Raw genomic sequence first — 25,969 nt, 5'->3', positions numbered from 1 at the left:
CCGGGCCGCCGCAACCGGCGGTTCGGGTGGCGCCGCTCATCCGGCGACGGCGGCCTCCTCGGGCAGCTCCGCCTCGAGCCGGCGGCTCAACTCGACGACGTCGGCGACGTCGCCGAACTCGTGGACGGCCGAAGCCGCCGTCGTCCGGAGCTTGTTGTGGACGCGCTCCGAGCGCAGGAGCTTCGCCAGGTCGATCGCCTCTCCCGCGCAGGAGGCGAACCCTTCCGGCTCCCTCCGCAGCAGGTGCAGGCCGGCCATACCGATGAGGTTCAGCGCGTAGCTCCGGCGATGGCCGCCGCCCTCGGACTCCGCCGCCTCGCGCGCGAAGAGCGCGACGGCGCGCTCCATCGCCGGCTGGGCCAGGGAGGCGTACGTCGGGCTGCGGCCCGAGGCGTAGGCGAGGTCGCGGTAGGAGTGGGCCGTCTCGGCGCAGAGTTCGGCCTCGGAGAAGAAGCGAATCCAGTCGGGGTCGGAGTCGGTATCGTCGGCCTCCTCGAAGGTCGCCTCCGCCATCCGCACCGCGCGCTTGCACTTGCCCGGCTGCCCGAGGTTCGCGTAGGCACGCGCCTCCATCGCGTACAGCATCGACTGGGTACGGGCGGTGGCGGCCTCGCGGCTGCCGTACTGCGCGAGGTGGATCAGCTCCAGGGCGTCCTCGGAGCGACGCAGGTGGATCATCTGGCGGCACATCTTGCTGAGTACGTACGCGCCGAGCGGGCGGTCCTCGGCCTCCTTCGCGGCGTGGAGGGCGAGGACGAAGTACTTCTGCGCGGTGGTCTGGAGGCCGACGTCGTAGCTCATCCACCCGGCCAGCTCGGCGAGTTCGGCGGTGACGCCGAAGAGGCGGCGCTGCATCCGCTCGGGGTGCTCCTCCTCGAGCAGTTCGGTGACCTCGTGGAGCTGACCGACGATCGCCTTGCGGCGGAGGCCGCCCCCGCACTGCGCGTCCCAGCACCGGAACATGACCGTCGTCTGCTCCAGCAGGTCGAGTTCGGGCGCGGAGAGGTCGGGGCGCTCGCCGACTGCCGGCGCCGACGGCTCCTCGGCGGCTGCCGAGGGGTTCGGCACGAGCCACCGCTGCATCGGCTCGACGAGTTCGGGGCCCGCTGCCATCGCGAGCGAATTGCCCAGGAAGCCGCTGCGCCCGAGCATCAGGTCTCCGCGGGTGAACTCGCTGATGAGCGTGACGGTTTGGGGCGCGGCCCACGGCAGGTCGACCCCCGAGGCCGCCGGGGAGCGGTGCGCGCTGCGCAGCCCCAGCTCCTCGACGGGGACGACGCAGCCGAACCGCTCGGAGAAGAGTTCGGAGAGGATGCGCGGAATCGGCTCGCGGGGCTGCTCGCCGTCGAGCCACCGGCGGACGCGTGAGGTGTCCGTGCTGATGTGGTGGGCGCCGAGCTGCCGCGCACGGCGGTTGACCTGCCGCGCCAGCTCGCCCTTGGACCAGCCGCTGCGTACGAACCACGAACTGAGCTGCGCGTTGGGGCACTTGCCGGACTGCACGCCCTCGACCACAGGTCCCCCCTCCGCCCCCGAGCCCGTCGGCGGCGCGTCGGCCGCGTCCGCGGCCCGGGCGCCCGCAGCCGCGGTGCCGTCTACTCCATCCACGAGGTTCACGCCATCCAGGTCATCGATGAGCGCGTGCCCGCAGCGCAACCCCCGCCGCAGGCGCCCCCGCACTGTGCGTACCGAAAGTAATCCTACGATCACGAGTCCCGCGAGAGCGAACCCGTAATCGCCACCATTCGCCACCCCTTCGGATGAACCTTTCGTCACCCACACGCGGTTGACTTGACCACGAAAGCGGAGCACGCCGGGTCCCAACGCCCCGTCGGCGCCCGGGCGTTCACCGTGTGCGACGTCCGCAGCCCCGCGGGCTCCCGCCACCGCGCGCACCCCGGCCGCCGTCCCCGGCGCCGGTTCGCAGCGCTCGTAACCATCCGCGCACGGCACCCGTTGGAGGAGGCATGGGCTTCACGATCGGCTCCATCGGCGGTCTCGGCGCCTTGCGGGAGATCAACCACCTGCGGCCCGGCGGCCGCAGGCGCGTCCGCGCCTCGGTGTGTACCGCGGTCGCCGAGTACACCGGCCTGTGGGGCTGGGCCGTGGTCCCCGGAGCCCACGCCGTCCGCGCCGGAGGAGCCCGCGCGGCATGCTCCTGCGGCGCGCCCGCCTGCCCCGCACCGGGTACGCATCCGCTCGACGCTTCCCTCGAAGTACCGGCCGGCGCCACCCTCCAGGAGGCCACCCGCGCATGGTCGACCGTCCCCGGCGCAGGACTGCTGCTGCCGACGGGCCGCACCTTCGACGTCATCGAACTCGCCGAGGCGGCAGGGCGCTCGGCGCTGGTGCGGCTGGAGCGGATGGGCCTGCCGCTAGGGCCCGTGGCCCTCACCCCGCAGGGCCGCGCCTGGTTCTTCGTCGCGCCGGGAGCCGCCGCCGAACTCCCGCACCTGCTCTACCGCATGGGCTGGGACGACGCCCGGCTCGATCTGCGCGGCCTCGGCAAGGGCGAATACATCACCGCACCGCCCTCCGATCGCGCCGGGCTCGGCCCCGTCCGCTGGCTCCGCGGCCCCTCCCCCGACGGCGTCTCCCGGCCACCCGAAGCCCGGCTCCTCCTCGGCACCCTCGCGTACGTGGCGCACAGGTCGACGCAGCGCTGAACGCTGCCCCACCGGCCGGGGCCGCGGCCCGTGCGGACCGCGGCTCCGCTTCCTCCCGGATGCGGTCGGACGCCCAACGGCTCGACGACCGCCGGCTGTTCGGGCGCCCGACCCGGGCAGCTCACCACCCCTCCCCGCCGTGGCACGCGCGGGCGCCCGTCACTCGCCCTCGACGAGCGCGTCGACGAACGCCTCGGGCTCGAAAGGCGCGAGGTCGTCAGGACCCTCGCCGAGCCCCACGAGCTTGACGGGAACGCCGAGTTCACGCTGCACGGAGACGACGATGCCGCCCTTCGCCGTGCCGTCCAACTTGGTGAGCACGATGCCGGTGATGTCCACCACCTCGGCGAAGACGCGCGCCTGGACGAGCCCGTTCTGCCCGGTCGTCGCGTCGAGGACGAGAAGTACCTCGTCGACCGGCCCCTGCTTCTCCACGACGCGCTTGACCTTGCCGAGCTCGTCCATGAGCCCCGTCTTGGTGTGCAGGCGGCCCGCGGTGTCGACAAGCACGACGTCCGCGCCGGCCTCGGTGCCCTGCTTGACGGCGTCGAACGCCACCGAGGCCGGGTCCCCGCCCTCCGGCCCGCGGACCGTGCGGGCGCCGACGCGCTCACCCCACGTCTGCAACTGGTCGGCGGCGGCCGCACGGAAGGTGTCGGCCGCGCCGAGGACGACGGACCTGCCGTCGGCGACGAGGACACGCGCGAGCTTGCCCGTCGTCGTGGTCTTGCCCGTGCCGTTGACGCCGACGACGAGAACGACGCCGGGGCGGTCGACGGGCCCCTGGGTCTCGGTGTGGACGGTGCGGTCGAGGTCGGGGCCGACGAGGGTGAGCAGCTCCTCGCGGAGCAGCGCGCGCAGTTCGTCGGGCGTACGTGTGCCGAGGACGCGGACGCGCTCGCGGAGCCGCTCGACGAGCTCCTGGGTGGCGCTCACACCGACGTCCGCGGTGAGCAGCGTGTCCTCGATCTCCTCCCAGGTGTCCTCGTCGAGGTGCTCCCGCGAGAGCAGCGTCAACAGGCCCTTGCCGAGGGAGTTCTGGGAGCGCGAGAGCCGCGCGCGGAGGCGGACGAGGCGGCCGGCGGCCGGCGCCGGCGTCTCGATCTCGGGCTCGACGGGTGCGGGGGCCGGCACTGCGGGCGCCTCGGCCTCCGCCTCGGGGAGCCCGACCTCCTCGATGGTTCTCCGCGGGGCTTCGGTGGTCTCGGCTTCCTCCCCGACCCGCGGTTCGGTCGGAGGCGCCTCGGTCGTCTCGACTGGCGCCGCGGTCTCCTTCGGCGGAGCGGCCCGCTTGCGGCGGCCGCTCACCACGAGTCCGCTGAGCGCGCCGAGCAGAATCACGGCGATGACTACAACAAGGATGACGGTTTCCATAGCCCGACCAGTATCAGCCACCGCTCCGCGATCACCGTCCAACCCTCCCCCGCCGGATGTCCCGGCCGCGGGTCAGGCGAGCCGCTGGCTGATCACCTTCGAGACGCCGTCGCCCTGCATCGAGACGCCGTAGAGGGCGTCGGCCACCTCCATGGTGCGCTTCTGGTGCGTGATGACGATCAGTTGGGAGCTGTCCTTCAGCTCCTCCATGATCCGGATCAGGCGCTGAAGGTTCGTGTCGTCGAGCGCCGCCTCGACCTCGTCCATCACGTAGAAGGGGCTCGGTCGCGCCTTGAAGATCGACACCAGCAGCGCCACCGCGGTGAGCGAGCGCTCCCCGCCGGAGAGGAGCGAGAGCCGCTTCACCTTCTTGCCCGGAGGCCGCGCCTCGACGTCCACGCCCGTGGTGAGCATGTCGTCCGGGTCCGTGAGCACGAGGCGACCCTCACCGCCGGGGAAGAGGCGCGCGAAGACGCCCTCGAACTCCCGCGCAGTGTCGTGGTACGCCTCGGTGAAGACCTGCTCGACGCGCTCGTCGACCTCCTTCACCACCTGGAGCAGGTCCGCCCTGGTCTTCTTGAGGTCGTCGAGCTGCTCGCCGAGGAAGCGGTGGCGCTCCTCCAGCGCCGCGTACTCCTCCAGCGCCAGCGGGTTGATCTTGCCGAGCTTCTGGTACGCGCGCTCCGCTGCCTTGAGCCGCTTCTCCTGCTCGGCGCGGACGAACGGCTTCCCCTCGTCCTCCGCCGGCTCCTCGACCTCCGGCACCTGTGCAGGGTCGTCCACCTGCGGAGGCGCGGCGTCGAGCGGGGGCGCCGAGGGCACGGGCCGGTCCGGGCCGTACTCGCGGACCAGCGCCTCCGGCTCGACGCCCAGCTCCTCCAGGGCGCGGCCCTCCAACTGCTCGATCTTCAGGCGCTTCTCGGCACCGAGCACCTCGCCCTTGTGCACGTGGTCGGTGAGCTTGTCGAGCTCCTCCTTGAGCTCCCGGCCGCTCTCCCGCTCCTGCCCCAGCTCCGCCTCGCGCTCGGCCTTCGCCCGCTCGGCGCCGCTCCGCTCCTCGTCGGCCCGCCCGACGGAAGCCTCCACGTATACGAGAAGCTGCCGCGCCCCGTCGGCGACCGCCTGCGCCACCTCGGCCTCCCGGCGCAGACGCGACCGGCGCTCCTCCGCCCGCGACCGCGCCTCGCGCTCCGCGCGCGCCCCGCGGTCGAGCGAATCGGCGCGCCCCGCGAGGGACTTGACGCGCTCCTCGTGCGTACGGACCTGGAGCCGGGCCTCCATCTCCGTCTGCCGCGCGTTGGCTCCGTCGGCCGCAAGCCGGTCGCGGAGCGAGGTGTCGGGCTCCTCGTCGTCCTCCTGCGCCTCCTCGGCGACGGCGAGGCGCTCTGCGGCCTCGTCCGCCTCCTCGCGCGCCCGCGCCACCGCCTCCTCTGCCTTCACGACCGCGCCCGCAGCCCGCTCGGCCTCACCTTCCGCCGACCGCGCCTGTCCCGCGAGCCGTCCCAACTCCCCGGCGTGCCGCGACCGTTCGCGCTCGGCCGCACTGCGCCGCGCGGCCAGCTCCTCGACCTCGGCGGCACATGCGCGCCGGCGCTCCTTCGCTCGTTCGCGCTCCCCCGCGAGCTCCTCGCACCGCACCTCCAGGCCGGCGAGCTCCTCGGCGGCCTCGTCCACGGCCGCCTGCGACTCCAACAGGCTCGGCGCCCCCGCCGAGCCCCCCTGCGCGAAATGAGCGGCGAGCAGGTCCCCTTCGGCGGTGACGACGGTGGCGCGCGGCCGCCGCCGCAACACCTCCTCCGCCTCCTCCAACGTCCCCACCACGACCGTCTCGCCGAGCAGCCGTGCCAGCGCGGGCCGCAGCTCCTCCGGGGCGCGCACCAGGCGCGCAGCGTCGACCGGCTCACCCGCCACCGCCGACGGCCACTCCCCCGACGCCGCCGAACCGGCCGGCTCCTCCGCGCCCCCGCCGACGAGGAGCGCCGCACGCCCCGCCTCGTCCTTCCGCAGGAGCCGTAGCGCCTCGACGCCCGTCCCCGCGTCGGCGACGGCCACCGCGTCGGCAGCGGCGCCGAGCGCAGCCGCCACGGGGAGCTCGAACCCCGGTGCCACGGTGAGGAGTTCGGCGGCCGGACCGAGCACGCCGGAGAGGCGGTCCGCCGCCGCCAGCAGTGCGCCGCTTCCGTCCTTGCGGCGGAGCTGCAGCGCGAGGGCGTCGTGCCGGGCCGAGACGGCGGCACGCTCCCGCTCCGCTGCCGTCGCCGCCTCCGCCGCGGCGGTGAGCGCCTCCTCGGCCGCGGCGAGCGCCTCCTTGGCCGCCTCGTGCTGCTCGGCGAGCTCACCGTCGTCGCCGTCGAACCCCTCGACCTCGGCGCGGAGCTTCTCGTGCTCCGACGCGGCCTCCACGGCACGACGACGCGCCTCGTCCCGCGACACCGCGAGCCGTTCGACCTCCGCCTCCGCCGAGGCGACGCGGCTGCGCGCGGCGCCCGCCTTGCCGCGGAGCCGCTCCAGCCCCTCCCGCCGGTCGGCGAGCGCCCGTGAGGCGTCCCGCAGTCTGCGCTCCTCGTCGCCCAGACGGCGCTCCAACTCGGCGCGGTGCGCCACCGTGTCGTCGAGCGCCGTCGACGCCGCCTCCAACGCGGCCTCCAGCTCCGCCTCCTGCTCGCGGACGCGCTCGGCCTCGCGCTCCATCTCCTCCGGGTCGCGCCCTCTGCGCTCCTCGGCGGGCGGCGCGGAGGCGTGCTGCACACGCTGGTCGGCGAGGCCGACGGTGCCGCGTACGCGCTCGGCGAGCTGGGAGAGCCCGTACCAGGTCTGCTGAGCGCGCTCCAGCCTCGGCGCAAGGGTGCGCACCTGCTGCTCCAGCGCCGCCTCCCGCCGCAGCGCCTCCTTCAACCGCCCCTCCACCGCCTCCTTCCGCTCCCGCAACGCCGCCTCGTCCGCGACTTCGGCGCTGAGCGCCTTCCGCAACTTGACGAGATCGTCGGCGAGCAGCCGGAGCCGCACGTCGCGCAGCTCGGACTGGATCACCTGGGCCCGCCGCGCGGCCGCGGCCTGGCGCCCCAACGGCTTGAGCTGGCGGCGGAGTTCCTCGGTGAGGTCCTGGACGCGCGAAAGGTTGGTCTGCATCGCGTCGAGCTTCCGCAGCGCCTTCTCCTTGCGCTTGCGGTGCTTCAGGACGCCGGCCGCCTCCTCGATGAACGCCCGGCGGCCCGTGGGGTCGGCGTGCAGCACCCCGTCCAACTGCCCCTGTCCGACGATGACGTGCATCTCGCGCCCGATCCCCGAGTCGGAGAGGAGCTCCTGCACGTCCAGGAGGCGGCACGTGTCGCCGTTGATCTGGTATTCGCTGCCGCCGTTGCGGAACATGATCCGCGTGAGGGTGACCTCGGCGTACTCGATGGGCAGCGCACCGTCGGAGTTGTCGACGGTGAGCGAGACCTCGGCCCTGCCCAGTGGCGGGCGCCCCGTGGTGCCCGCGAAGATGACGTCCTCCATCTTGCCGCCGCGCAGCGACTTGGCGCCCTGTTCGCCCATCACCCACGAGAGGGCGTCGACGACGTTGGACTTCCCGGAGCCGTTGGGGCCCACGACACAGGTGATCCCCGGCTCCAGGCGGAGCGTCGTGGCGGAGGCGAAGGACTTGAACCCCCGCATGGTCAGGCTCTTGAGGTGCACGCGTCCGGACTCTACTGGCGTTCGTCCCGAGATGTCGCGCGGACCTCGCGGCCGGCCGTCTCCCGCTGGTTTCGCCTCTCGGGGGCGGGGGCAGATCAGACGGTAGGCAAACGGGCACCGTCCGCGGTCGACGTGCCGAGAGGGGCAGAAGCGCAGCCCGGGCGGGGAGCGGAGGCGGTGGAAACGACGAAGGGACGCCGAAGCGTCCCTTACAGATGTGCTCGGCGGCTGAGCGCCTGATCACCCGACGACCGAGGGCCCGATGGCTCGGGCCCCGCGCCGTACGGGACTGCCGGTGCTCCTGCCGTGGAGACAGGGGCGACAGGACGGAAGCGACGGAGAGCGAACTCACGAAAGGCGTACGCCTCCGGGCGTCGAGGACGCGCGAAGAACGAGCGCACGGCCGCAGACAGAGCGGCCCTTCCGTGAAAGCGGTTGTCCGACGGCTCCCGGCCCGTGTACTCCGGATCAGCCCCGAGGACGATCAGGTCAGCGCAGGCTCCGCCGTGGCGACGTCGATACCTTCGAGCACCCGGTCCTCGTTGCGAGATGCGGCGGACAGAGCGTCGTTCTCGGCCTGGATACGAACGAGTTCGGATTCCAGGTCCTCTACGCGCTGCTGCAGCCGTCGCATCTCGGCGAGAACGCGGGGGTCGGAGCCGCCGACGTAACCGAGAAGCGCCTTTGCCATGATGGATGGTCCTCCACACTGAGTGACCGACCGAAGCGGTGGTGGGTCTAGAGGGGATCGCACCCGCTGTGTCTGCTCTGGACTTTTGTCAGGTTCTCAGGAATCAAACAGGTCAGGTGCGCAGGGTGTTTCCAGAGTCTCACCAAATGGTTTGACGGTCAACACGATCACGCCCCACGTCACGGCGAGGCCCTGCCTCGACGGCGCTCTGCGCCGGAGTCGGCCTCCCGCGGGGCGTCTCCCCTGCTCCCGGAATCCCTGGTCGGCACGGTCGGGCCGCTTCTCCCGATCCGTTGCGGCAGCCTCGCACGCCCGCAGGCGAATGGCAACCGCTTTGGATCATCGGATGGCGAACTCCGTGTACCCCCCTCGGGGTTGGTCGAAGAGCTCGGTGACGCCTTCGACGCGGCCGGGGGTGTCGCCGCCACGCAGCCACTCCAGGATGCGCTCGCATCCGGCGCGCGGCCCCTCGGCGACGATCTGCACCCTGCCGTCGTCGAGGTTGGAGACGTATCCCACGAGGCCGCCGATCCGCAGCACCGCGGCGCGGGTGAACCAGCGGAAGCCGACGCCCTGCACCTCGCCCCTGACCCAGGCCGTCATGCGTACTCTGCCCGCCGCGTCGGCGGTGGTGCGCGGCGGCGACGGGGCGGCCTCGCCGGTCTCCTGGCTCTCGGCACGGTCCGTCTCGTCGGGTCCGCCGGCGTGCGGAGTCATTGCTGCCATGCCCCGCACGCTATCCGGACATTTCTCGGGTCGGCACATCGGCCTCCCCTGTGATGCCGTACATTGCCCGTCAACATGCCTCGCCCGTACGGGTGACGGCGGTGCAGATCATCGACGCCGAGCATTGTGAGGACAGCAGAGATGGGCCGTCATCGACGCGCTGACCCGGCTGCCGCTCCCGTGGATTCCGCGTCCGGCAGATCCAGGCCCGCAGCCCGCCACCGCGGCGGAGGCCACCGGAAGCGGAGTGCGGCCCCCGTGCGCACCGGGCTGCTGGGCGCTTCGGCAGCCATGGCGATGGGTGCGGTCGCCGTCGCCTCCGGGCTGGTCCCCGGCCCGGGCGGCCTCGGAGGAGGCCAGCAGAACGACCGCGTGCAGGCCGACTCCCCCAGCGATCTCGACGACGGCGGTCTGCCGGCGAGCGTCTCCCCCACGCCCTCCAAGACCGACTCCCGCTCGGAGAGCGGCCGTTCGGCGGACGAGCGGGACACGGCCAGCCGCGACAAGGAGCGGGAACGGCCGGAGAAGGACGAGTCGCGCGGCAGTGAGAGCGCGAAGCCGACGCCCTCGCCTTCGCAGTCCGAGTCCAGCGAGGAATCCGAGGGCTCGTCGGGGCGCAGCGAGAGCTCCTCCTCGCCCGAGGGGTCGGGAAGCTCACAGGGCGGCGGCTCCCAGCAGGCGCAGCCGGGGAGCACCAAGTCCGCGCAGACCTCCGACGCGCAGACGGCCGCCGAGACGGAGGTGCTCCAGCTCGTCAACCAGGAGCGCGCGAAGGCCGGGTGCAAGCCCGTCACCGCAGACACGCGGCTCGGTGCACTCGCCGACGACTTCAGTGCCGACATGGCGAAGCGCGGCTACTTCAGCCACAACTCCCCCGACGGCCAGACCCCCTGGGACCGCGCCGATGCCCGCGGGATAGACAACCTCGGCGGCGAGAACATAGCCAGGGGACAGGCGAACGCACAGTCGGTCATGGACTCCTGGATGAACAGTCCCGGGCACAAGGCCAACATACTCAACTGCGACTACCGCACCCTCGGCGTCAGCGCGCACTTCGGTGAGGGCGGCCCGTGGTGGGTGCAGGAGTTCGGGTTCTGAGCCTCGGCGCGCCGCGGCCTCACACGCCCGCGGGCGCCCGGGCAGGGGTACGGGGCCGTCGCTGGCAGCGCGGGCAGTAGTAGCTGGATCGGTTCATCCAGGCGCTGCGGCGCATCGCGGTGCCGCAGCGTCGGCAGGGCTCGTCCTCGCGCCCGTAGGCGTCGAGGGTGCGGGCGAAGTAACCGGATTCCCCGTTGACGTTGACGTAGAGGCTGTCGAAGCTGGTGCCGCCGGCCGCGAGGGCCGCCGTCATCACGTCCCGTATGTGGCCGAGGAGTTCGATGGTGCGGCTCCTGGCGAGCGTCGCCGTCGGGCGGTCGTAGTGGAGACGGGAGCGCCAGAGCGCCTCGTCCGCGTAGATGTTGCCGACGCCGCTGATGAGGGACTGGTCGAGCAGGGCGCGCTTGACTGTCGTGCGCCGGCGGCGGAGGGCGCCGTGGAAGGCCGCCTCGTCGAACCCCTCGTCGAGCGGGTCCCTGGCGATGTGCGCGACCGCGTCGGGCAACCCTTCCGCGGTCTGCGCGTGGACGGAGAGTCCGCCGAAGGTGCGCTGGTCGACGAAGCGCAGCTCGCCTGCGTGCGGGTCGGTGAAGACGAGACGTACCCGCAGGTGCCGCTCGTCGGGAGCGCCGGGAGGCTGCACGCGGAACTGCCCGCTCATTCCGAGGTGCGCGAGGAGCGCCTCGTCGGCGCCTTCCAGCGGGAGCCACAGGTACTTGCCGCGGCGGCGGGCCGGCGCGAACCGCAGGCCGGCGAGGCGTCCGGTGAAGTCGGCGGCGCCTGCGACGTGGCGGCGGACCGAGCGCGGGTGCAGAACCTCGACGGCTGCGATGGTGCGACCCGTGACGAGACGCTCCAGGCCGCGGCGGACCACCTCGACCTCGGGCAGCTCGGGCATCGGGTCTCCGGACGGTGATCGGGGGTGGCGCTCTCCGCCCGAGGCGAAGTCGGGCGGAGAGCCGGGGTCAGCGACCCGCGGGGCTGCTCTCGGACTCCTGGCCCGGGCCGCCCGTCTCGGCGGGAGCGGCACCGTTCGCGGTGCTGCGCTCGGCGACGTCCTCGGAGGCCGCAGCCCTGCTGTCGGCGGCGGCGCGGATCGAGCGCCAGGCCGCCTCTGCGGCCTGCTGCTCGGCCTCCTTCTTGCTGCGTCCTGTGCCGGTGCCGTACGCGACACCACCGACGCGGGCTGCAGCCGTGAAGGTCTTCTCGTGATCCGGGCCCGTCTCGCTGACGACGTATTCGGGCACGCCGAGCGCCTCGGCCGCCGTCAGCTCCTGGAGGCTGGTCTTCCAGTCGAGACCCGCGCCGAGGTTCGAGGACTCCTCGATGAGCGGGTCGAAGAGCCGGTGGATCAGCTCCGAGGCGGCCGACAGCTCCTTGTCGAGGTAGACGGCGCCGATCACGGCTTCGAGGGTGTCGGCGAGGATCGACGCCTTGTCCCTGCCGCCGGTCCCCTCCTCACCTCTGCCGAGGCGGATGAAGGAGCCGAGCTCGAGATCTCTCGCGACACCCGCGAGTGCGCGGGAGTTGACCACCGCGGCGCGCAGCTTGGCGAGCTGGCCCTCGGGGAGGTCGGGGTGGATGCGGTAGAGCGTGTCGGTGACGACGAGTCCGAGCACCGAGTCGCCGAGGAACTCCAGGCGCTCGTTGGTGGGGAGTCCGCCGTTCTCGTAGGCGTAGCTGCGGTGCGTCAGCGCACGCACCAGAAGGGCGGACTCCAGGTGATACCCGAGCCGCCCTTCCAGGAGCGCATGTGACGAGGCCGCCTCTACCAGGTCCGAATCACCTCCGCGCTTGGCGCGGGGGTTCTCGGGTGTGCTGGCGTCTGACATCGAGCCCGTCACCAGCCGATCAGACCTCTAGGACCTGACGCTTGTTGTAGGTGCCGCAGTTCGGGCACGCGATGTGCTGCTGCCTCGGCTCGTGGCAGCGCTCGCACTTCACCAGGGTCGGGACCGCAGCCTTCCACTGCGACCGGCGGTGACGCGTGTTGCTGCGCGACATCTTCCGCTTCGGAACAGCCACGGCTACTTCTCCTGTGGGTCGTCCCCGCCGGAGCGGGGTTCGTTGTCCTGCTCGCCGTCCCTCATGGTGCCGGCGAGTTCCTGCAGTGCCGCCCAACGGATGTCGACGGCTTCTTCGTGCTGGTGGTCCGGGTCGTCGGCGAGACGGGCCCCGCACTGGGGGCACAGACCCGGGCAGTCCTCCCTGCACACCGGCTGGAGCGGCAGCGAGAGCACCACCGCGTCGCGCAGCACGGGTTCGAGGTCGAAGAGATCGCCCTCTAGGGAGTAGGTCTCCTCTTCGGAGTCTTCTTCGGACTCCGCGCTCTCGCGGCCCCGCTCGTCGACGTCCGGATAGGAGAACATCTCCTGGAACTCCGCTTCGCACTGCTGCTCAAGCGGCTCGAGACACCTTACGCACTCGCCGGTGAGCGGCGCACGGGCGGTCCCCGTCACGAGGACGCCCTCCACCACCGACTCCATGCGGAGGTCGATCTCGATCTCGGCGTCGTCCGGCACCTTGATGAACTCGACACCGAGACCACCGGGCGAGGGCACCTTGGTCGACACCCTCTTCATCGCACCAGGACGCCGCCCCAGCTCGCGTGTGTCGAACACGAGGGGGGCGCGGTGGTCGAGGGGGGCGTTCAGGGTGTCCTGCTTTCTACGGTGGTGCCGATGTACGGGTCGGGCAGCAGCCGGGCGGGACCGCTGGACGGTGCACCGATCCGGGCAGCCTGCATCGCGGCGATACGCGTGACCGAGGGGCCAGGATACTTCAGAGGTCGGCGATGGCCCAATCCGGGCTGTCTGACCTCGTATGCGGGGCTGGGGCGACCGCGCAGCCGCTCTCAGCGCCGCTGGTCGTACTGCTCCTCGTACTGCCTGACCTGCGCAAGGTCGATCATGCTCGTGTCGAAGAAGCTCGTCTCGTCGAGCTGGTTGCCGCCCTGCTGGTACTGCTGGGGTGCCGGCTGCTGCTCGTAGTAGCCGGCGAAGTCGCCCTGGTAGGCGACCGGTTGCTGCACGTAGTAGGGGTCCTGCTGCGGCGCGTAGTACTGCTGCTGGTAGGCGTACGGGTCGGGCTGCTGGGCGTAGTACGGGTCCGGCGCCTGGTGCTCGGCGGCGGGCGCGTACTGCGGGTGCTGCTGGGGTACTTGCACGGGCTGCTGCTCGGCCGGGGGCGCCTGCTGAGGCTGCTGCGAGAGGCCGGCGAGGAACTCGTCGTCCGTGGCGTGCAGCGCGCGGTCGCCGGCGCCGTCCTGGGCCGCCATGTGGGCGGCGAGTTCGTCGACCGGCTCGTGGCCCTGGAGCTTCTGCCGGCCGCGGCCGACGGCCTCGAGGGTCTTGGTGAGGACGGCGGAGACGGAGCCGAGGCGGGCGTCGACGTAGCCGTCGGCGCGCTTGCGCAGCTCGTGCGGGTCGGTGGTGCGCTCCGGGGCGTCCTCGGCGTACTCCGCGTTCCACTCCTCGGAGCCCGGGCCGCTGCCGAGCAGCTTCTCCCGTCCGCGCTCGACCGAGCCGACCGTCTTGCTCAGCACCACCTCGAAGTTGGCGAGCTTGCTGTCGACGTATTCGTCGGCCTCGGCGCGGATCTCCTCGGCCTCCCGACGCGCCTCGGCGAGGATGCGGTCGGCCTCCTCCTGGGAGCGACGGGCCACCTCGGTCCCCGAGACCATCGAGCCGCGCTCGGCCTCCGCGGTCTCGACGATCCGCTGGGCCTCCCTGCGCGCCTCCTCGACCATCTGCTCACGGCCGCCGAGGACCTCCCGCGCCTGCGCGAGCGAGCCCGGAAGCGCCTCGCGCACCTCGTCGAGCATGGCGAGGAGCTCGGCCCGGTTGACCACGCACGAGGCGGACATGGGCATCGAGCGTGCGCCGCCGACGGTGGCGACGATCTCATCGAGTTTCTGCTGTACGTCCACGGGGGTGACTGTACGGCGAGCGGACCCGAGTCGACAGCCGGTGCCCCAACCCCGCGCTCACCGCGCGGTGTTCGGCGCTCCGCTCAGCTCTCGGCGAGACGTTCGACGAGGCGCTTGTGCACGGGCTCCGGCAGCAGGTGGGAGACGTCGCCGCCCCAGGTGGCGACCTCTTTGACGAGGCTCGAGGAGAGGAAGCTGTAGGTCGGGTTGGTGGGGACGAAGAGCGTCTCGACGCCGGAGAGGCCGTTGTTCATCTGCGCCATCTGCAGCTCGTAGTCGAAGTCGCTGACCGCCCGGAGACCCTTGACGATCGCGGGGATGTCGCGCTCTTTGCAGAAATCGACGAGGAGCCCGTGGAACGCCTCCACCTCGACGTTGCCGAACTCCTCGGTGACCTCGCGGATCATCGCGAGCCGCTCGTCCACGGTGAAGAGGCCGCGCTTGGACTTATTGATCATCACGGCCACGTGCACCACGTCGTACAGCTTCGAGGCGCGGGCGATGATGTCGATGTGTCCGTTGGTGATGGGATCGAAGGACCCCGGACAGACTGCGCGACGCACTGGCGTTTCCTCGCTCTCGGACGGCTCTGAGGTGGGGGCTCCTCCCCCTGCACTCAACATGACCGGGGGGTAACTTCCCGTTCGGCGGCGCGACCGTACCAAAGCGTCGCCTCCCCGTACCGACGGGACCTCATCGCATCGAACCCCTCCGGCCAGCGGAATTCACCGCCCCTGGTGCTGCGTTCCACGGTGGCCAGCGCGGCGTGGGACAGCCAGCCTCCGGTGCGGAGTGTGAGGAGTGTCTCGCGGAGGGCGTCGTCGGTGACGGCGTACGGCGGATCGAGGAAGACGACGTCGTAAGGGTGCTCGGGAGCGGGCTCCGCCGCGAGCCGGTCCGCCTTCGCCGCGTGCACCTCGGCTCCCGGCAGTCCGAGGGAGCGGACGTTCTCGCGCAGCGTCCGCACCGCTCTTGCGTCGGCCTCGACGAGCAGCACGTGGTCCGCACCGCGGGAGAGCGCCTCCAGGCCGACGGCGCCCGAGCCCGCGTAGAGGTCGAGGACGCGGAGGCCGCGCCAGCCGGCGGCGCCGCCCAACTGCGCCTCCCAGCTCGAGAAGAGCGCCTCGCGGGCGCGGTCCGAGGTGGGGCGTGTGCCGCCGCTCTGCGGCACCGAGAGCCGGCGTCCGCCCGCAGCTCCGGCGATGACACGGGTCATGGGTGCTCCTGGTCGTGGAGAGGAAGGTTCGAGGATTGCACGCGCCCGGCGCGGACCGCGGGTGCGGGCGGATCACCCCTTGTCGAGGAAGGTCTCCCGTTCGGTGTCGAGGAGGGCGGCGAGTGCCGTGCGGAGTTCCGGTTGTGCGGCGAGCTCCGGGTCGGCGGCGACGAGGGCGGTCGCCTCGCGGCGGGCCTCCTCGATGACGTCCTCGTCCTCGATGACGGCGAGCATCCGCAGCGAGGAACGCGCACCGGACTGCGCCTGCCCGAGGACGTCGCCCTCGCGGCGCTGCTCCAGATCGATCCGGGAGAGCGCGAACCCGTCACGGGTCGCGGCGACGGCGTCGAGGCGGGTGCGCGCGGGCGTGGCGGGGGGCATGTCGGTGACGAGCAGGCAGAGGCCGGGCGCTGCACCGCGCCCCACGCGGCCCCGGAGCTGGTGGAGTTGGGAGACGCCGAAGCGGTCCGCGTCCATGATCGCCATGACGGTCGCGTTGGGGACGTTGACGCCGACCTCGACGACCGTCGTCGCCACGAGCACGTCCACCTCGCCCTCCGCGAAGCGGCGCATCACCTCCTCCTTCGCCTCGGCGGCCATCCGCCCGTGGAGCGGCTCGACGCGGAGTCCGGCGAGCGGCCCCGCCGTGAGCTGCTCGGCGACATCGAGGACGGCGAGCGGGGGGCGCTTCTCCGCGTCCTCGTCCCCGCCCTGCTCCGCGCTCCCCGCCTTCGCCGGCTCCTCGTCCCCGATCCGGGGGCAGACCACGTACCCCTGGTGCCCGGCCTCCACCTCCTCCCGCACCCGCTCCCAGGCGCGGCTGAGGAAGTGCGGCTTCTCCTTCGCCGGGACGACGTGGGTCGTCAACGGGGAGCGGCCCGCGGGGAGTTGGTCGAGGACGGACGTCTCCAGGTCGCCGAAGACGGTCATCGCGACGGTGCGCGGGATCGGCGTCGCCGTCATCACGAGCAGGTGCGGCGGGCGTTCGGCCTTCGCGCGGAGGGCGTCGCGCTGCTCGACGCCGAAGCGGTGCTGCTCGTCGACGACGACGAGGCCGAGGTCCTCGAAGGTGACCTTGTCCTCGATGAGGGCGTGCGTGCCGACGACGATGCCGGCCTCGCCCGTCGCCAGCTCCAGCAGTGCCCTGCGCCGCGCTGCGGCCGGCATCGACCCGGTGAGCAGCACGACACGGGTGCCCTGCTCGCTTCCGCCGAGCATGCCGCCCTCCGCGAGGCCGCCCATCATCTCGGTGAGGGAGCGGTGGTGCTGCTGGGCGAGGACCTCGGTCGGCGCGAGCATCGCCGCCTGGCCGCCGCCGTCGACGGTGGCGAGCATGGCGCGCAGGGCGACGAGGGTCTTGCCGCTGCCGACGTCGCCCTGGAGCAGGCGGTGCATGGGGTGCTCGGTGCCGAGATCGGCGAGGATCTCGGCGCCCACCTGCTGCTGGCCCTCGGTGAGGGCGAAGGGCAGCCGTGCGTCGAAGGTGTCGAGCAGGCCGTCCTCCACCGGGCGCCGCGCGACGGCGGGACGGCTCGACTCCTGGGCGCGGCGGCGGGCGAGCGCGACCTGGAGCACGAACGCCTCGTCCCACTTCAGCCGCGTCCGCGCCTCGGCGATCTCGGCCCTCGACTGCGGCCTGTGGACCTTCTCCAGCGCCTCGGCGAGCGGGACGAGGCCGCGCTCGCCGCGCAGCCGCTCGGGCAGCGGGTCGGCGAGCCCGCGCCAGGAGGTCGCCTCCAGCGCGGCGAGGACGGTCGCCACGGACTGCTCGATCGTCCACGAGGAGAGCTGCCGCACCGCCGGGTAGATCGGCAGCAGTTCGGCGGCGAAGCGCTCGGCCTCCTCGCGGCCCGTCTCCTCGTCGAGGAGTTTGTAGTCCGGGTGGGAGAGCTGGAGGCGGCGGTTGAAGACGCCGACCTTGCCGGCGAACATCCCGCGTCTGCCGGGGAGGAGTTCGCGCTGGTGGTAGTGGACGGAGCGGCCGAAGAAGACGAGCTGCAACCGCCCCGACCCGTCGGTGAGGTTCACCTCCAGGCGCTGCCCGCGCCCGTGGTTGAACTTGTGCACCCGCGCGTCGGCGACCTGGGCGACGACGGTGACGTGCTCGTCGAGCGGCAGTTCCGCGAGGCGGGTCAGCTCGCCGCGCTCCGCGTACCTGCGGGGGTAGTGGTGGAGGAGGTCGCCGACCGTGTGCAGGTCGAGGTGGTCGGCCATCGCCTTGGCGGTGCTGCCGCCGAGCAGCTTCCGCAGGGGCTCACCGAGCGGGTCGGGGGAGGGTTCTTCGTCACGCGCAGCCACGGGTCCATCTTGGCGGATACCACCGACAGACGGGGGGCGACGGTACGGCTACTCGACGCCGACGAGGAGCGGCGAGGTGTGCTGCCTCCCCTCGTAGACCACGGTGTCGACGCCGAGGTGCCGGGTGCGCACCCGCCCCCGCAGCCGCTCGCCGAGCCCCGCGGGCGCCTCGGAGCCCGTCACCAGCGTCACCAGCTCGCCCCCCGCGGCGAGCATGCGGTCCACCACCTCGTCGGCGACTTCGGCGATCCCGCCGCCGATCAGGGCGACGTCGCCCTCGACGAGGCCGAGCACGTCCCCCGCCTGGCACACGCCGGCCGTCGTCCAGGAGCGGTGGGCGGCCACGGCGACCTCGCCGTAGCGGGTGGCGCCGGCGGCCGAGGTCATGGCGACCACGTCCTCGTCGAAGCGGAGTTCCGACGCGTGCACGGCGAGCGCGGCGAGGCCCTGGACGGCGGCGCGGGTCGGGATCACGGCGGTCCGGATGCCGGCCTCGCGAGCGGCGGCGGCCGCGCGCGCCGCCACCGTGTGGAGCTCGGTGTCGTTGGGGAGCAGCACCGCCTGCCCTGCGCCTGTGGCGCGGAGCGCGTCGAGCAGCGCGGGTTCGTCGGCCTCGGCGGCGGGGACGACGGCCGCTCCGGCCTCCGTGCACAGTCCGGCGAGGCCCTCGCCGGGCACGACCGCGACGACCGCACGCGGCGCCGGACCGCGCTCGGTGCCCTCGTGCCGGCGTGCGCCGGGGGCCGTATCGGGGGCGCCGCAGCCGGCGCCGAGGTGCGCGATGCGGATGCGCCGGGGACGTCCCGCGTCGAGCGCCGCTTCGACGGCGGCGCCCGCATCGTGGACGTGCACGTGGACGCTCCACAGTCCGTCGCCGCCGCCGACGACTAGGGAGTCGCCGAGCGGGTCGAGCCGGGCACGGAGCGCCGCGACCTCCTCGGCTCCGGTCTCGAGGAGGTACATCACCTCGTACGCGGGTGCGCCTGCGGGAACGTCGGCGTCGGGCGACGAACCGGGCTGCGCGGGGCCGGAGTTCGGCGGGGTCTCCGGCAGCGGCGCCCCGCCGAGCGCCTGCCGGAGGGCGCCGAGGACGGCGAGCAGGCCCGTGCCTCCGGCGTCGACGACCTCGGCGGCGGCGAGGGCGCCCAACTGCTCGGTGGTGGCGGCGAGTGCGGCGGCGGCGCCACGGCAGGCGGCGCCCGCGACGAGTGCGGGCCGTTGGTCCCTGCTCTCCTCCGCCGCGGTGGCGGCCGCCGACGCGACGGTGAGCATCGTGCCCTCGACGGGGTGGGCCACCGCTTCGTAGGCGGCGTCTGCGGCCCGGCGCAGCGCGGCGGCGAGCAAGTGGCCCGGGTCGCCCTGCGGTTGGGCAGCGTCGAGGCCGAGCGCGAGGCCGCGGAGGTACTGGGCGAGGATCGTCCCCGAGTTGCCGCAGGCGCCGAGGAGCGCGCCGCGCGCCATCGCACGCACGGCCTCGGACGCGGTGGCGCCGTCCTGTGCGGGGAGGGCAGCGGCAGCCGCCGCGAAGGTGCGGGCCAGATTGGTGCCGGTGTCCCCGTCGGCGACGGGGAAGACGTTGATCGCGTCGATCTCGGTGCGGGCCGCTTCCAACGCGGTACGGGCGGCGGTGCACCAGCGGCGTACGGCGTCGGGGTCGAGCGGGTGCGGCACGTGGGGCCCTTCCTTCGTCGGCGGTCCCCGGCAGGCTACGTCGGGTCCGCGGACAGGGGCCCCTCGCGGGGGCCGAGGGCGGCCGGTTTCCTCCGGCCTGCGGGGGCGTTGTATGCTTCGGTGGTTGCCCTACTGAATCGGGCACCATCTCCAGTCACCGCCGGTCGTCTACCCGACTCCGCGTGGCCGGGATTGACCGTACGTGCATCTGAAGTCTTTGGAGTGACCCCGTGGCTGCCAACTGCGACGTCTGCGGCAAGGGCCCCAGCTTCGGCAACAACATCTCCCACTCGCACCGCCGCACCCGGCGCCGCTGGAACCCCAACATCCAGCGCGTCCGCACGGTGATCGGTGGGACGCCGAAGCGTGTCAACGCCTGCACCTCGTGCATCAAGGCCGGCAAGGTCTCGCGCTGACGTCCTTCGTGTAACGCAGCGCGGCCACCTCGCTGGTCGCTGTGGAGAGCCGACCCGTCACCGACGGGCCGGCTCTTCTGTCTGTCCGGACGGCCGAACCGTAGGCACCGCGGCCCCGTTGTCCTCTGCACGCGGCTGCTCACTCGCCGCGCAGCCGCCACCCGTGGTCGACGGGCCCGATGCCGGCGCCGAGCCGGAAGCCGGCGGCGATCGCCCCTGCCGTGTACTCCTTCGCCGCCGCGGCCGCTTCGGGGACGGCGTCCCCGTTGGCGAGGCGCGCGGCGAGCGCGCTCGCCAGGGTGCAACCGGTACCGTGCGTGTGGCGGTTGGAGCGGCGCGGTGCACGCAGCCAGTACTCGGCGCGGCCGTCGGTGAGGAGGTCGACGGCGTCGCCCTCGGCGAGATGCCCGCCCTTGATCAGCGCCCACGTCGGCCCGTGGGCCAGCACCGCTTCGGCGGCCTCGCGCAGCCCCTCCTCCGACTCCACGTGGACACCCGTGAGTTGGGCGACCTCGTCGAGGTTGGGGGTGACGACGGTCGCCACGGGGAGGAGCCGCTCGCGTACGGCGTCGAGCGCGTCGGCAGCGAGCAGCGAATCGCCGTGCTTGGAGACGCCCACGGGGTCGACGACGACGGGCGCCTCGACCTCGGCGAGCAACTCACCGACGAGCGCGACGAGTTCGGCCGAGGCGAGCATCCCCGTCTTGACCGCCTGCACCCCGATGTCGTCGACGACGCTGCGGAACTGCGCGGCGACCGCCTCGGCCGGCAGCTCCCAATACCCCTGCACCCCGAGGGAGTTCTGCGCGGTGACGGCGGCGACGACGCTCATGCCGTGGGTGCCGAGCGCGAGCATCGTCTTCAGGTCCGCCTGGATGCCCGCGCCTCCGCCCGAGTCGGAACCGGCGACGGTGAGGACTCGGGGCGGAGTTGCGGCGATCGGTTGAGCAGGCACACCGCCGAGACTACCCGGCGGGCTCGGTGAGTTGGGCCCCGGAGTACGGCGGCGGCGATCACTCGTCGCCGAAGTGGTCCCAGCCGCCCGCCCGGGCCCACGCGGCGCCGTCGACGGTCACCTGCGGCCGGACCGCGGGCGCGAGCACCTCGCCGATGCGGCGCCACCGCGCCGGCAGCTTGCGCCCGCCGGGGAAGGTGGCGACGATCGCGTGGTCCTCGCCGCCGGTGAGGACCCACTGGAGCGGGTCGACGCCGACGGCCTGGCCGATGTCGTGCATCTGCGCGGGGATGTCGAGTTCGGACGATTTCACGTCGATCCGGACCCGGCTCGCGCGGGCGATGTGACCCAGGTCGGCGACGAGTCCGTCGCTGACGTCGATCATGGCGGTGGCGCCGAGCTCGGCCGCCGCGGGACCCGCGTGGTACGGCGGTTCGGGCCTGCGGTGCGCCTCGACGAACGCGCGAGGCGAGCGGAACCCGCGCGAAAGCACCGCGTGCCCGGCCGCCGACCAGCCGAGCCAGCCCGTGACCGCCACCGTGTCGCCGGGGAGCGCGCCGGAACGCGTGACGGGTTCGCGGTTGCGGAGGTCGCCGAGGGCCGTGATCGAGACGGTGATCGTCTCGCCCCGTGCGGTGTCCCCTCCGACCACCGCTGCGGAGGCGACGGCCGCCTCGTCCCTGATGCCGTCCATCAACTCCGTCGGCCAGTTGGCGGGGAGTTCGGCGGGGACGACCAGTCCGAGCAGGAGCGCGGTGGGTGACGCGCCCATCGCCGCGATGTCGGAAAGGTTCTGCGCCGCCGCCTTGCGGCCCACGTCGTACGCCGTCGACCAGTCGCGCCTGAAGTGCCGGCCCTCCAGCAGGATGTCGGTCGTCGCCACCACCCGGCGGTCCGGTGCGGCGACGACGGCGGCGTCGTCGCCCGGTCCGACGCGTACGGCCGGCGTCGAGGTGAGCCGGGAGGTCAACTCCCTGATCAGGCCGAACTCCCCGAGTTCGCCCACCGTTCCGGGATTGCGCCCCGCGGCGTAGCCCTCGGCTGCGCCGCCCCCGCTCAGTTCCTGCATGTCGTCGCCCCTTCGTTGCTCGTCGAGTGTGCCCGTGCGCCGCCCCGCCGGAGCGCTACGGGCCGCCTTTGCGCGGGCCTCCCCCTGCCGCACCGCGCGCGGTACCGTGTCTGCCTCGCCCCGCATGATCCTCGTCGCCGCCCTGGAGGTTCCGTGGTACAGGCGTACATCCTGATCCAGACCGACGTCGGAAAAGCCTCGGCGGTTGCCGAGTTCATCGCGGAGATGCCCGGAGTTCTCCAAGCAGAGGACGTCACGGGGCCGTACGACGTCGTCGTGCGCGCGCAGGCGGAGACGGTCGACGACCTCGGCCGCATGGTGGTGGCCAAGGTCCAGCAAGTGGACGGCATCACCCGCACTCTGACCTGTCCCATCGTCCATCTCTAGGCACCCGTATGCTCGCCGCGTGAGCATCCCGCACCGCAGCACAGGCCGCACCCGCACGCCCCGGGCGGCGCTCGGCGCTGCGCTGCTCCTCGCGGCCGTCGCCGGCTGCGCGATGACGGAGAGCGACGCGAGCCCCGCGGCCCCCAGCCCCTCGGGCAAGGCCGCGACGGTCTGCCGCGGCCTCCACGATGCGCTGCCGGGAAAGGTCGAGGGCGAGGAGCACAGCACCGACGCCACCGACTCCCCCTACACCGCTGCTTGGGGCGACCCGGCGATCGAACTCCGCTGCGGGGTCGACCGGCCGGCGAAGCTGACACCAGGCACAGAAGAGTACAACCCGACGTCGGAGGCGGCCGAGGTGAACGGCGTCTCCTGGCTGATCGAGGAGCAGGACGAGGGCTACCGGTTCACGACGACCGACCGCGCCGCGTACGTCGAGGTCACCGTCCCGGAGGCGTACGCGCCCGAGATCGGTGCCCTCACCGACCTCGCCGCGTCGGTGCGCGCCGAGGTGCCCCGCACGCGCTAGGCCGTCAACCGCCCTGTGGACGCCGCAGGTTGGGGGTTCAGCGCAGGCCGGTGGAGCGCCGCAGCGCGGCCTGGATCAGGCGGTCGACGAGTTCCGGGTACGGGACGCCCGTCTCCTGCCACATCCGCGGGTACATCGAGATCGGTGTGAACCCGGGGAGGGTGTTGATCTCGTTGATGACGAACTCGCCGTCCGCGCAGAGGAAGAAGTCGACGCGGGCCAGGCCCTCGCAGGAGAGTGCGTCGAAGGCGCGGACGGCGAGTTCGCGGACCTTCGCCGTCTCCTCCTCGGTGAGCGGGGCGGGCACGCGGCCGGAGGCGGAGTCGATGTACTTCGCCTCGAAGTCGTAGAAGTCGTGCTCGCTCACCGGCGGGATCTCGGCCGGCAGGCTCGCCCGGGGTCCGTCCTCGAACTCCAGCACGCCGCACTCGATCTCGCGCCCGCTCAGCAGCGCCTCGACGATGATCTTCGCGTCGTGCCTGCGCGCTTCGGCGACGGCCTCGTCGAGCCCGGCGAGCCCTTCCAGCTTGGTGATGCCGACGGAGGAGCCGGCGCGCGCCGGCTTCACGAAGACCGGCCAGCCGTGCTCGGCGGCGAAGTCGACGATCCTCGCGCGCGCAGCGGCCGGGTCCTGCTCCCAGTCGCGCGGGCGGACGGTGAGGTACGGGCCGACAGGAAGCGCGAAGGACTCGAAGACCCGCTTCATGTACTCCTTGTCCATCCCTACGGAGGAGGCGAGCACACCGGCGCCCACGTAGGGCACCCCGGAGAGTTCGAGCAGCCCCTGGAGCGTCCCGTCCTCGCCGTACGGGCCGTGCAGGACGGGGAAGACGACGTCGATCTCGCCGAGGGTCTTCGGCACCGCGCCCGGCTCGGTGTAGACGACCTCGCGCTCGCCTGCGTTGAGCGGCAGGACCACGCCCCCTTGCTCGGACTCCGCGACGTCGGCGACGGCGGGCAACTTCCGCCCCTCGATCGCCATCCGCTCCGGAGCGTCCACAGCGGGCATCCAACGGCCGTCGGCGGTGATGCCGATCGGTAGCACCTCGTACTTGTCGCGGTCGATCGCGGCGAGGACCGCGCCGGCAGTCACCACCGAGATCGCGTGCTCGGAGCTGCGCCCGCCGAAGACGACGGCGACGCGGGGCTTGGGAGAGGGGCTGTGGCTGCTCATATCGCTGCGACTTTACCCGGTGGGCCAGTTCGAGTCAGCGGGTGAGGGCGCGAGTCCCTTCCGGTGCCGCGTGCGGCCGAAGCCGCCGGTACGCGCGGGCCGTTCACCGGCTCCGGCGCGTCAGACACGCTCCGGCTTGGCGCTGCGGCCCATCAGTTCCTTGAGTGCGACGTGCGGCGGCTTCCCCTCGTGGACGATGCCCGCGACCGTCTCCGAGATCGGCATCTCGACGGCGTGCCGCTGCGCCAGGGTCCGCACCGACTCGCAGGACTTGACGCCCTCCGCCGTCTGCTTGGTGACGGCGACCGTCTCCTCCAGCGTCATGCCCCGGCCGAGGTTGGTGCCGAAGGTGTGGTTGCGCGAGAGCGGCGACGAGCACGTGGCGACGAGGTCGCCCATGCCGGCGAGCCCCGCGAACGTCTGCGCGTCGGCGCCCATGGCGAGCCCGAGGCGCGCCGTCTCGGCGAGGCCGCGGGTGATGAGCGACGCCTTCGCGTTGTCCCCGAGGCCCATGCCGTCCGCGATGCCGACAGCGAGCGCGATCACGTTCTTCACGGCACCGCCGAGCTCGCACCCGACGACGTCGGTGTTGGTGTACGGCCGGAAGTACGGCGTGTGGCACACCTGCTGCAACCTCGTGGCGACGGCCTCGTCCGCGCAGGCGGCCACGGCGGCGGCCGGCTGCCGCGCGGCGACCTCGCGGGCGAGGTTCGGCCCCGTGAGGACGGCGACCTGCCGCTGCGGCACGCCGGCGACTTCCTGCACGACCTCGCTCATCCGCTTCGCCGTGCCGAGTTCGACGCCCTTCATGAGCGAGACGAACACCGCCTGGGACGGCAACAGCGGTTTCCAGGCAGCGAGGTTGGCGCGCAACGTCTGCGAGGGGACGGCCAACACTGCGAACTCGGCGCCGGATGCGGCCGAGGCCGGATCGGTCGTCGCGGTGATGCCGCTCGGCAACTCGACGTCGGGGAAGTACTCGGGGTTGCGGCGGGCGCCGTTGATCGCGTCGGCGACCTCCGTGCGCCGCCCGCACAGCGCCACCTCGCACCCGGCGTCGGCGAGCACCATCGCGAAGGCGGTCCCCCACGAACCGGTGCCGAATACCGCTGCCTTCGTCACGCGTTCTCCCCCTCGGCCGCCGGGGCGGCACTGTCGTTGCGGTGTGCGGGCTCCGCGCCGAGCGACGGCTGCCTCGGCTGCGGAGCGGCGCCCCTGCGGTGGCGGAAGCGTTCCGCCGGCGGCTCCTCGTCCCTGACCTGCGCGAGCTGCTCCGTGACCGCGTCCATCATCACCTCGGTCGCCGCGCGCAGCACCTCGCTCGTCGGCTCCTTGTCGTAGAACTCCGAGAGGTCGACGGGCGGTCCGGCCTGCACGACGAACGTCTTCCGCGGGAACAGGCGGAGCTTCTTCTCCTTGGCGTAGGGCGGCATCGCGAGGTTGGCACCCCACTGCGCGACGGGGATCACCGGCGCCTTGGTGAGCAGCGCCACCCGCGCCGCGCCCGTCTTGCCCACCATCGGCCACATGTCGGGGTCCCTGGTGAGCGTGCCCTCGGGGTAGAACGCCACGCACTCGCCCCGCTCGACGGCGTCGACGGCCGCGCGGAACGCGCCCACCGCGTCCGCCGACTCCCGGTAGACCGGGATCTGGCCCGTGCCGCGCATCACGGCACCGACGAAGCCCTTCTTGAAGAGCCCGACCTTGGCGAGGAACCGCGGCACGCGCCCGGTGTTGTACTGGTAGTGCGCGTAGGAGAGCGGGTCGAGATACGAGTTGTGGTTCACGACGGTGAGGAATCCGCCGTCGTTCGGAATGTGCTCCGTCCCTCGCCAGTCACGCTTGAAGAACAGCAGGAGCGGCGGTTTCGCCAATACCGCAGCAAGGCGGTACCAGAAACCGACTTTGTGGCGGGACACCCGGACACCATCTCCTCTTGGCCCGTATCGACAACCGCGTGGGATCTCCCCCGGAGCGCATCGGGTTGCGTCTCCCCGCTCGGCGCGCGGACCTCTCGGCGGGGCCGAGGGAGTACGGGAGTGGGCGGCTCCCCTGCGGGCGGGAAGAGACCTCCCCGGCGAAGCACAGGGCAG

The 25,969-nt window shown here is 72.7% G+C and carries 24 protein-coding genes; 5 read left to right on the top strand and 19 right to left on the bottom strand.

Annotated features, from left to right (window positions below):
* Window positions 1–36: 36 nt before the first annotated feature.
* Window positions 37–1,515, bottom strand: a complete 1,479-nt coding sequence (nsdA, locus tag F603_RS0127320) for a transcriptional repressor NsdA (RefSeq protein ID WP_019549118.1) — start codon at window positions 1,513–1,515, stop codon at window positions 37–39.
* A gap of 452 nt (window positions 1,516–1,967) precedes the next feature.
* Between nsdA and F603_RS0127315 the strand changes: the two genes are divergently transcribed.
* Complete coding sequence (locus tag F603_RS0127315; RefSeq protein WP_019549117.1) at window positions 1,968–2,666, top strand: bifunctional DNA primase/polymerase; 699 nt, start codon at window positions 1,968–1,970, stop codon at window positions 2,664–2,666.
* 159 nt (window positions 2,667–2,825) lie between these two features.
* Here the strand turns inward: F603_RS0127315 and ftsY are convergent, their stop codons facing one another.
* The 4 genes from ftsY to F603_RS33055 form a co-directional block, all read right to left on the bottom strand.
* On the bottom strand, window positions 2,826–4,040 hold the full coding sequence (ftsY, locus tag F603_RS0127310) for a signal recognition particle-docking protein FtsY (RefSeq protein WP_019549116.1): 1,215 nt from the start codon (window positions 4,038–4,040) through the stop codon (window positions 2,826–2,828).
* A gap of 72 nt (window positions 4,041–4,112) precedes the next feature.
* Entirely contained in the window at window positions 4,113–7,718 is a 3,606-nt protein-coding gene (gene smc / locus F603_RS0127305; protein ID WP_019549115.1) for a chromosome segregation protein SMC, read from the bottom strand.
* A gap of 484 nt (window positions 7,719–8,202) precedes the next feature.
* Window positions 8,203–8,409 carry a hypothetical protein gene (locus F603_RS0127300; RefSeq protein ID WP_016909893.1) on the bottom strand — a complete coding sequence of 69 codons (207 nt, stop codon included), beginning with the start codon at window positions 8,407–8,409 and terminating at the stop codon, window positions 8,203–8,205.
* Between the two features lie 339 nt (window positions 8,410–8,748).
* A complete protein-coding gene (locus F603_RS33055; protein ID WP_026328762.1) occupies window positions 8,749–9,012 on the bottom strand; it encodes an acylphosphatase in 264 nt (87 codons plus the stop codon).
* A gap of 381 nt (window positions 9,013–9,393) precedes the next feature.
* On the opposite strand from F603_RS33055, the gene F603_RS0127290 reads away from it, so the two are divergent.
* A complete protein-coding gene (locus tag F603_RS0127290; RefSeq protein ID WP_019549113.1) occupies window positions 9,394–10,233 on the top strand; it encodes a CAP domain-containing protein in 840 nt (279 codons plus the stop codon).
* 19 nt (window positions 10,234–10,252) lie between these two features.
* On the opposite strand, the gene mutM is transcribed toward F603_RS0127290, so the two are convergent.
* The 9 genes from mutM to F603_RS0127245 form a co-directional block, all read right to left on the bottom strand.
* Window positions 10,253–11,131, bottom strand: a complete 879-nt coding sequence (gene mutM / locus F603_RS0127285) for a bifunctional DNA-formamidopyrimidine glycosylase/DNA-(apurinic or apyrimidinic site) lyase (protein WP_019549112.1) — start codon at window positions 11,129–11,131, stop codon at window positions 10,253–10,255.
* A gap of 67 nt (window positions 11,132–11,198) precedes the next feature.
* Window positions 11,199–12,065: a ribonuclease III gene (gene rnc / locus F603_RS0127280; protein WP_078503767.1), complete on the bottom strand. Its 867-nt coding sequence runs from the start codon at window positions 12,063–12,065 to the stop codon at window positions 11,199–11,201.
* A gap of 19 nt (window positions 12,066–12,084) precedes the next feature.
* Window positions 12,085–12,258 (bottom strand): 50S ribosomal protein L32, encoded by a 174-nt coding sequence (gene rpmF, locus F603_RS0127275; RefSeq protein ID WP_026328761.1) that lies wholly within the window; start codon window positions 12,256–12,258, stop codon window positions 12,085–12,087.
* 2 nt (window positions 12,259–12,260) lie between these two features.
* Window positions 12,261–12,815: a YceD family protein gene (locus F603_RS0127270; protein ID WP_019549110.1), complete on the bottom strand. Its 555-nt coding sequence runs from the start codon at window positions 12,813–12,815 to the stop codon at window positions 12,261–12,263.
* Between the two features lie 272 nt (window positions 12,816–13,087).
* Window positions 13,088–14,161, bottom strand: a complete 1,074-nt coding sequence (locus F603_RS0127265) for a hypothetical protein (RefSeq protein WP_019549109.1) — start codon at window positions 14,159–14,161, stop codon at window positions 13,088–13,090.
* 83 nt (window positions 14,162–14,244) lie between these two features.
* Window positions 14,245–14,724, bottom strand: coding sequence for a pantetheine-phosphate adenylyltransferase (gene coaD / locus F603_RS0127260; protein WP_019549108.1), 480 nt, complete (start codon window positions 14,722–14,724; stop codon window positions 14,245–14,247).
* A gap of 53 nt (window positions 14,725–14,777) precedes the next feature.
* Window positions 14,778–15,377 carry a 16S rRNA (guanine(966)-N(2))-methyltransferase RsmD gene (gene rsmD, locus F603_RS0127255; protein WP_019549107.1) on the bottom strand — a complete coding sequence of 200 codons (600 nt, stop codon included), beginning with the start codon at window positions 15,375–15,377 and terminating at the stop codon, window positions 14,778–14,780.
* A 72-nt stretch (window positions 15,378–15,449) separates the two neighbouring features.
* Entirely contained in the window at window positions 15,450–17,675 is a 2,226-nt protein-coding gene (recG, locus tag F603_RS0127250) for an ATP-dependent DNA helicase RecG (protein WP_019549106.1), read from the bottom strand.
* A gap of 48 nt (window positions 17,676–17,723) precedes the next feature.
* Window positions 17,724–19,346, bottom strand: a complete 1,623-nt coding sequence (locus F603_RS0127245; protein WP_019549105.1) for a DAK2 domain-containing protein — start codon at window positions 19,344–19,346, stop codon at window positions 17,724–17,726.
* Window positions 19,347–19,576: 230 nt separating this feature from the next.
* Between F603_RS0127245 and rpmB the strand changes: the two genes are divergently transcribed.
* Window positions 19,577–19,762, top strand: a complete 186-nt coding sequence (gene rpmB, locus F603_RS0127240) for a 50S ribosomal protein L28 (protein WP_016909905.1) — start codon at window positions 19,577–19,579, stop codon at window positions 19,760–19,762.
* A gap of 139 nt (window positions 19,763–19,901) precedes the next feature.
* Here the strand turns inward: rpmB and thiD are convergent, their stop codons facing one another.
* Together thiD and F603_RS0127230 are read right to left on the bottom strand one after the other, a co-directional pair.
* Window positions 19,902–20,717: a bifunctional hydroxymethylpyrimidine kinase/phosphomethylpyrimidine kinase gene (gene thiD, locus F603_RS0127235; protein ID WP_019549104.1), complete on the bottom strand. Its 816-nt coding sequence runs from the start codon at window positions 20,715–20,717 to the stop codon at window positions 19,902–19,904.
* A 58-nt stretch (window positions 20,718–20,775) separates the two neighbouring features.
* Entirely contained in the window at window positions 20,776–21,786 is a 1,011-nt protein-coding gene (locus tag F603_RS0127230) for a thiamine-phosphate kinase (RefSeq protein ID WP_051096402.1), read from the bottom strand.
* A 153-nt stretch (window positions 21,787–21,939) separates the two neighbouring features.
* Between F603_RS0127230 and F603_RS0127225 the strand changes: the two genes are divergently transcribed.
* On the top strand, window positions 21,940–22,173 hold the full coding sequence (locus F603_RS0127225) for an Lrp/AsnC family transcriptional regulator (protein WP_019549102.1): 234 nt from the start codon (window positions 21,940–21,942) through the stop codon (window positions 22,171–22,173).
* A gap of 19 nt (window positions 22,174–22,192) precedes the next feature.
* Window positions 22,193–22,702, top strand: a complete 510-nt coding sequence (locus F603_RS0127220; RefSeq protein WP_019549101.1) for a DUF3515 domain-containing protein — start codon at window positions 22,193–22,195, stop codon at window positions 22,700–22,702.
* A gap of 37 nt (window positions 22,703–22,739) precedes the next feature.
* On the opposite strand, the gene F603_RS0127215 is transcribed toward F603_RS0127220, so the two are convergent.
* The 3 genes from F603_RS0127215 to F603_RS0127205 all read right to left on the bottom strand — a co-directional run bounded on the left by F603_RS0127215 (window position 22,740) and on the right by F603_RS0127205 (window position 25,795).
* Window positions 22,740–23,876, bottom strand: a complete 1,137-nt coding sequence (locus tag F603_RS0127215; RefSeq protein ID WP_019549100.1) for a D-alanine--D-alanine ligase family protein — start codon at window positions 23,874–23,876, stop codon at window positions 22,740–22,742.
* Window positions 23,877–23,996: 120 nt separating this feature from the next.
* Window positions 23,997–24,998, bottom strand: coding sequence for an NAD(P)H-dependent glycerol-3-phosphate dehydrogenase (locus tag F603_RS0127210; protein ID WP_019549099.1), 1,002 nt, complete (start codon window positions 24,996–24,998; stop codon window positions 23,997–23,999).
* Entirely contained in the window at window positions 24,995–25,795 is an 801-nt protein-coding gene (locus F603_RS0127205) for a lysophospholipid acyltransferase family protein (protein WP_019549098.1), read from the bottom strand. Before F603_RS0127205 ends, F603_RS0127210 begins: the two co-directional genes overlap by 4 nt.
* Window positions 25,796–25,969 lie beyond the last annotated feature (174 nt).

The sequence above is a fragment of the Streptomyces sulphureus DSM 40104 genome (assembly GCF_000381025.1).
In the GTDB taxonomy this organism is placed as follows: domain Bacteria; phylum Actinomycetota; class Actinomycetes; order Streptomycetales; family Streptomycetaceae; genus Streptomyces; species Streptomyces sulphureus.
Note: the sequence above shows the minus strand (reverse complement) of the source record. Positions and strands in the feature narration are given on the sequence as shown.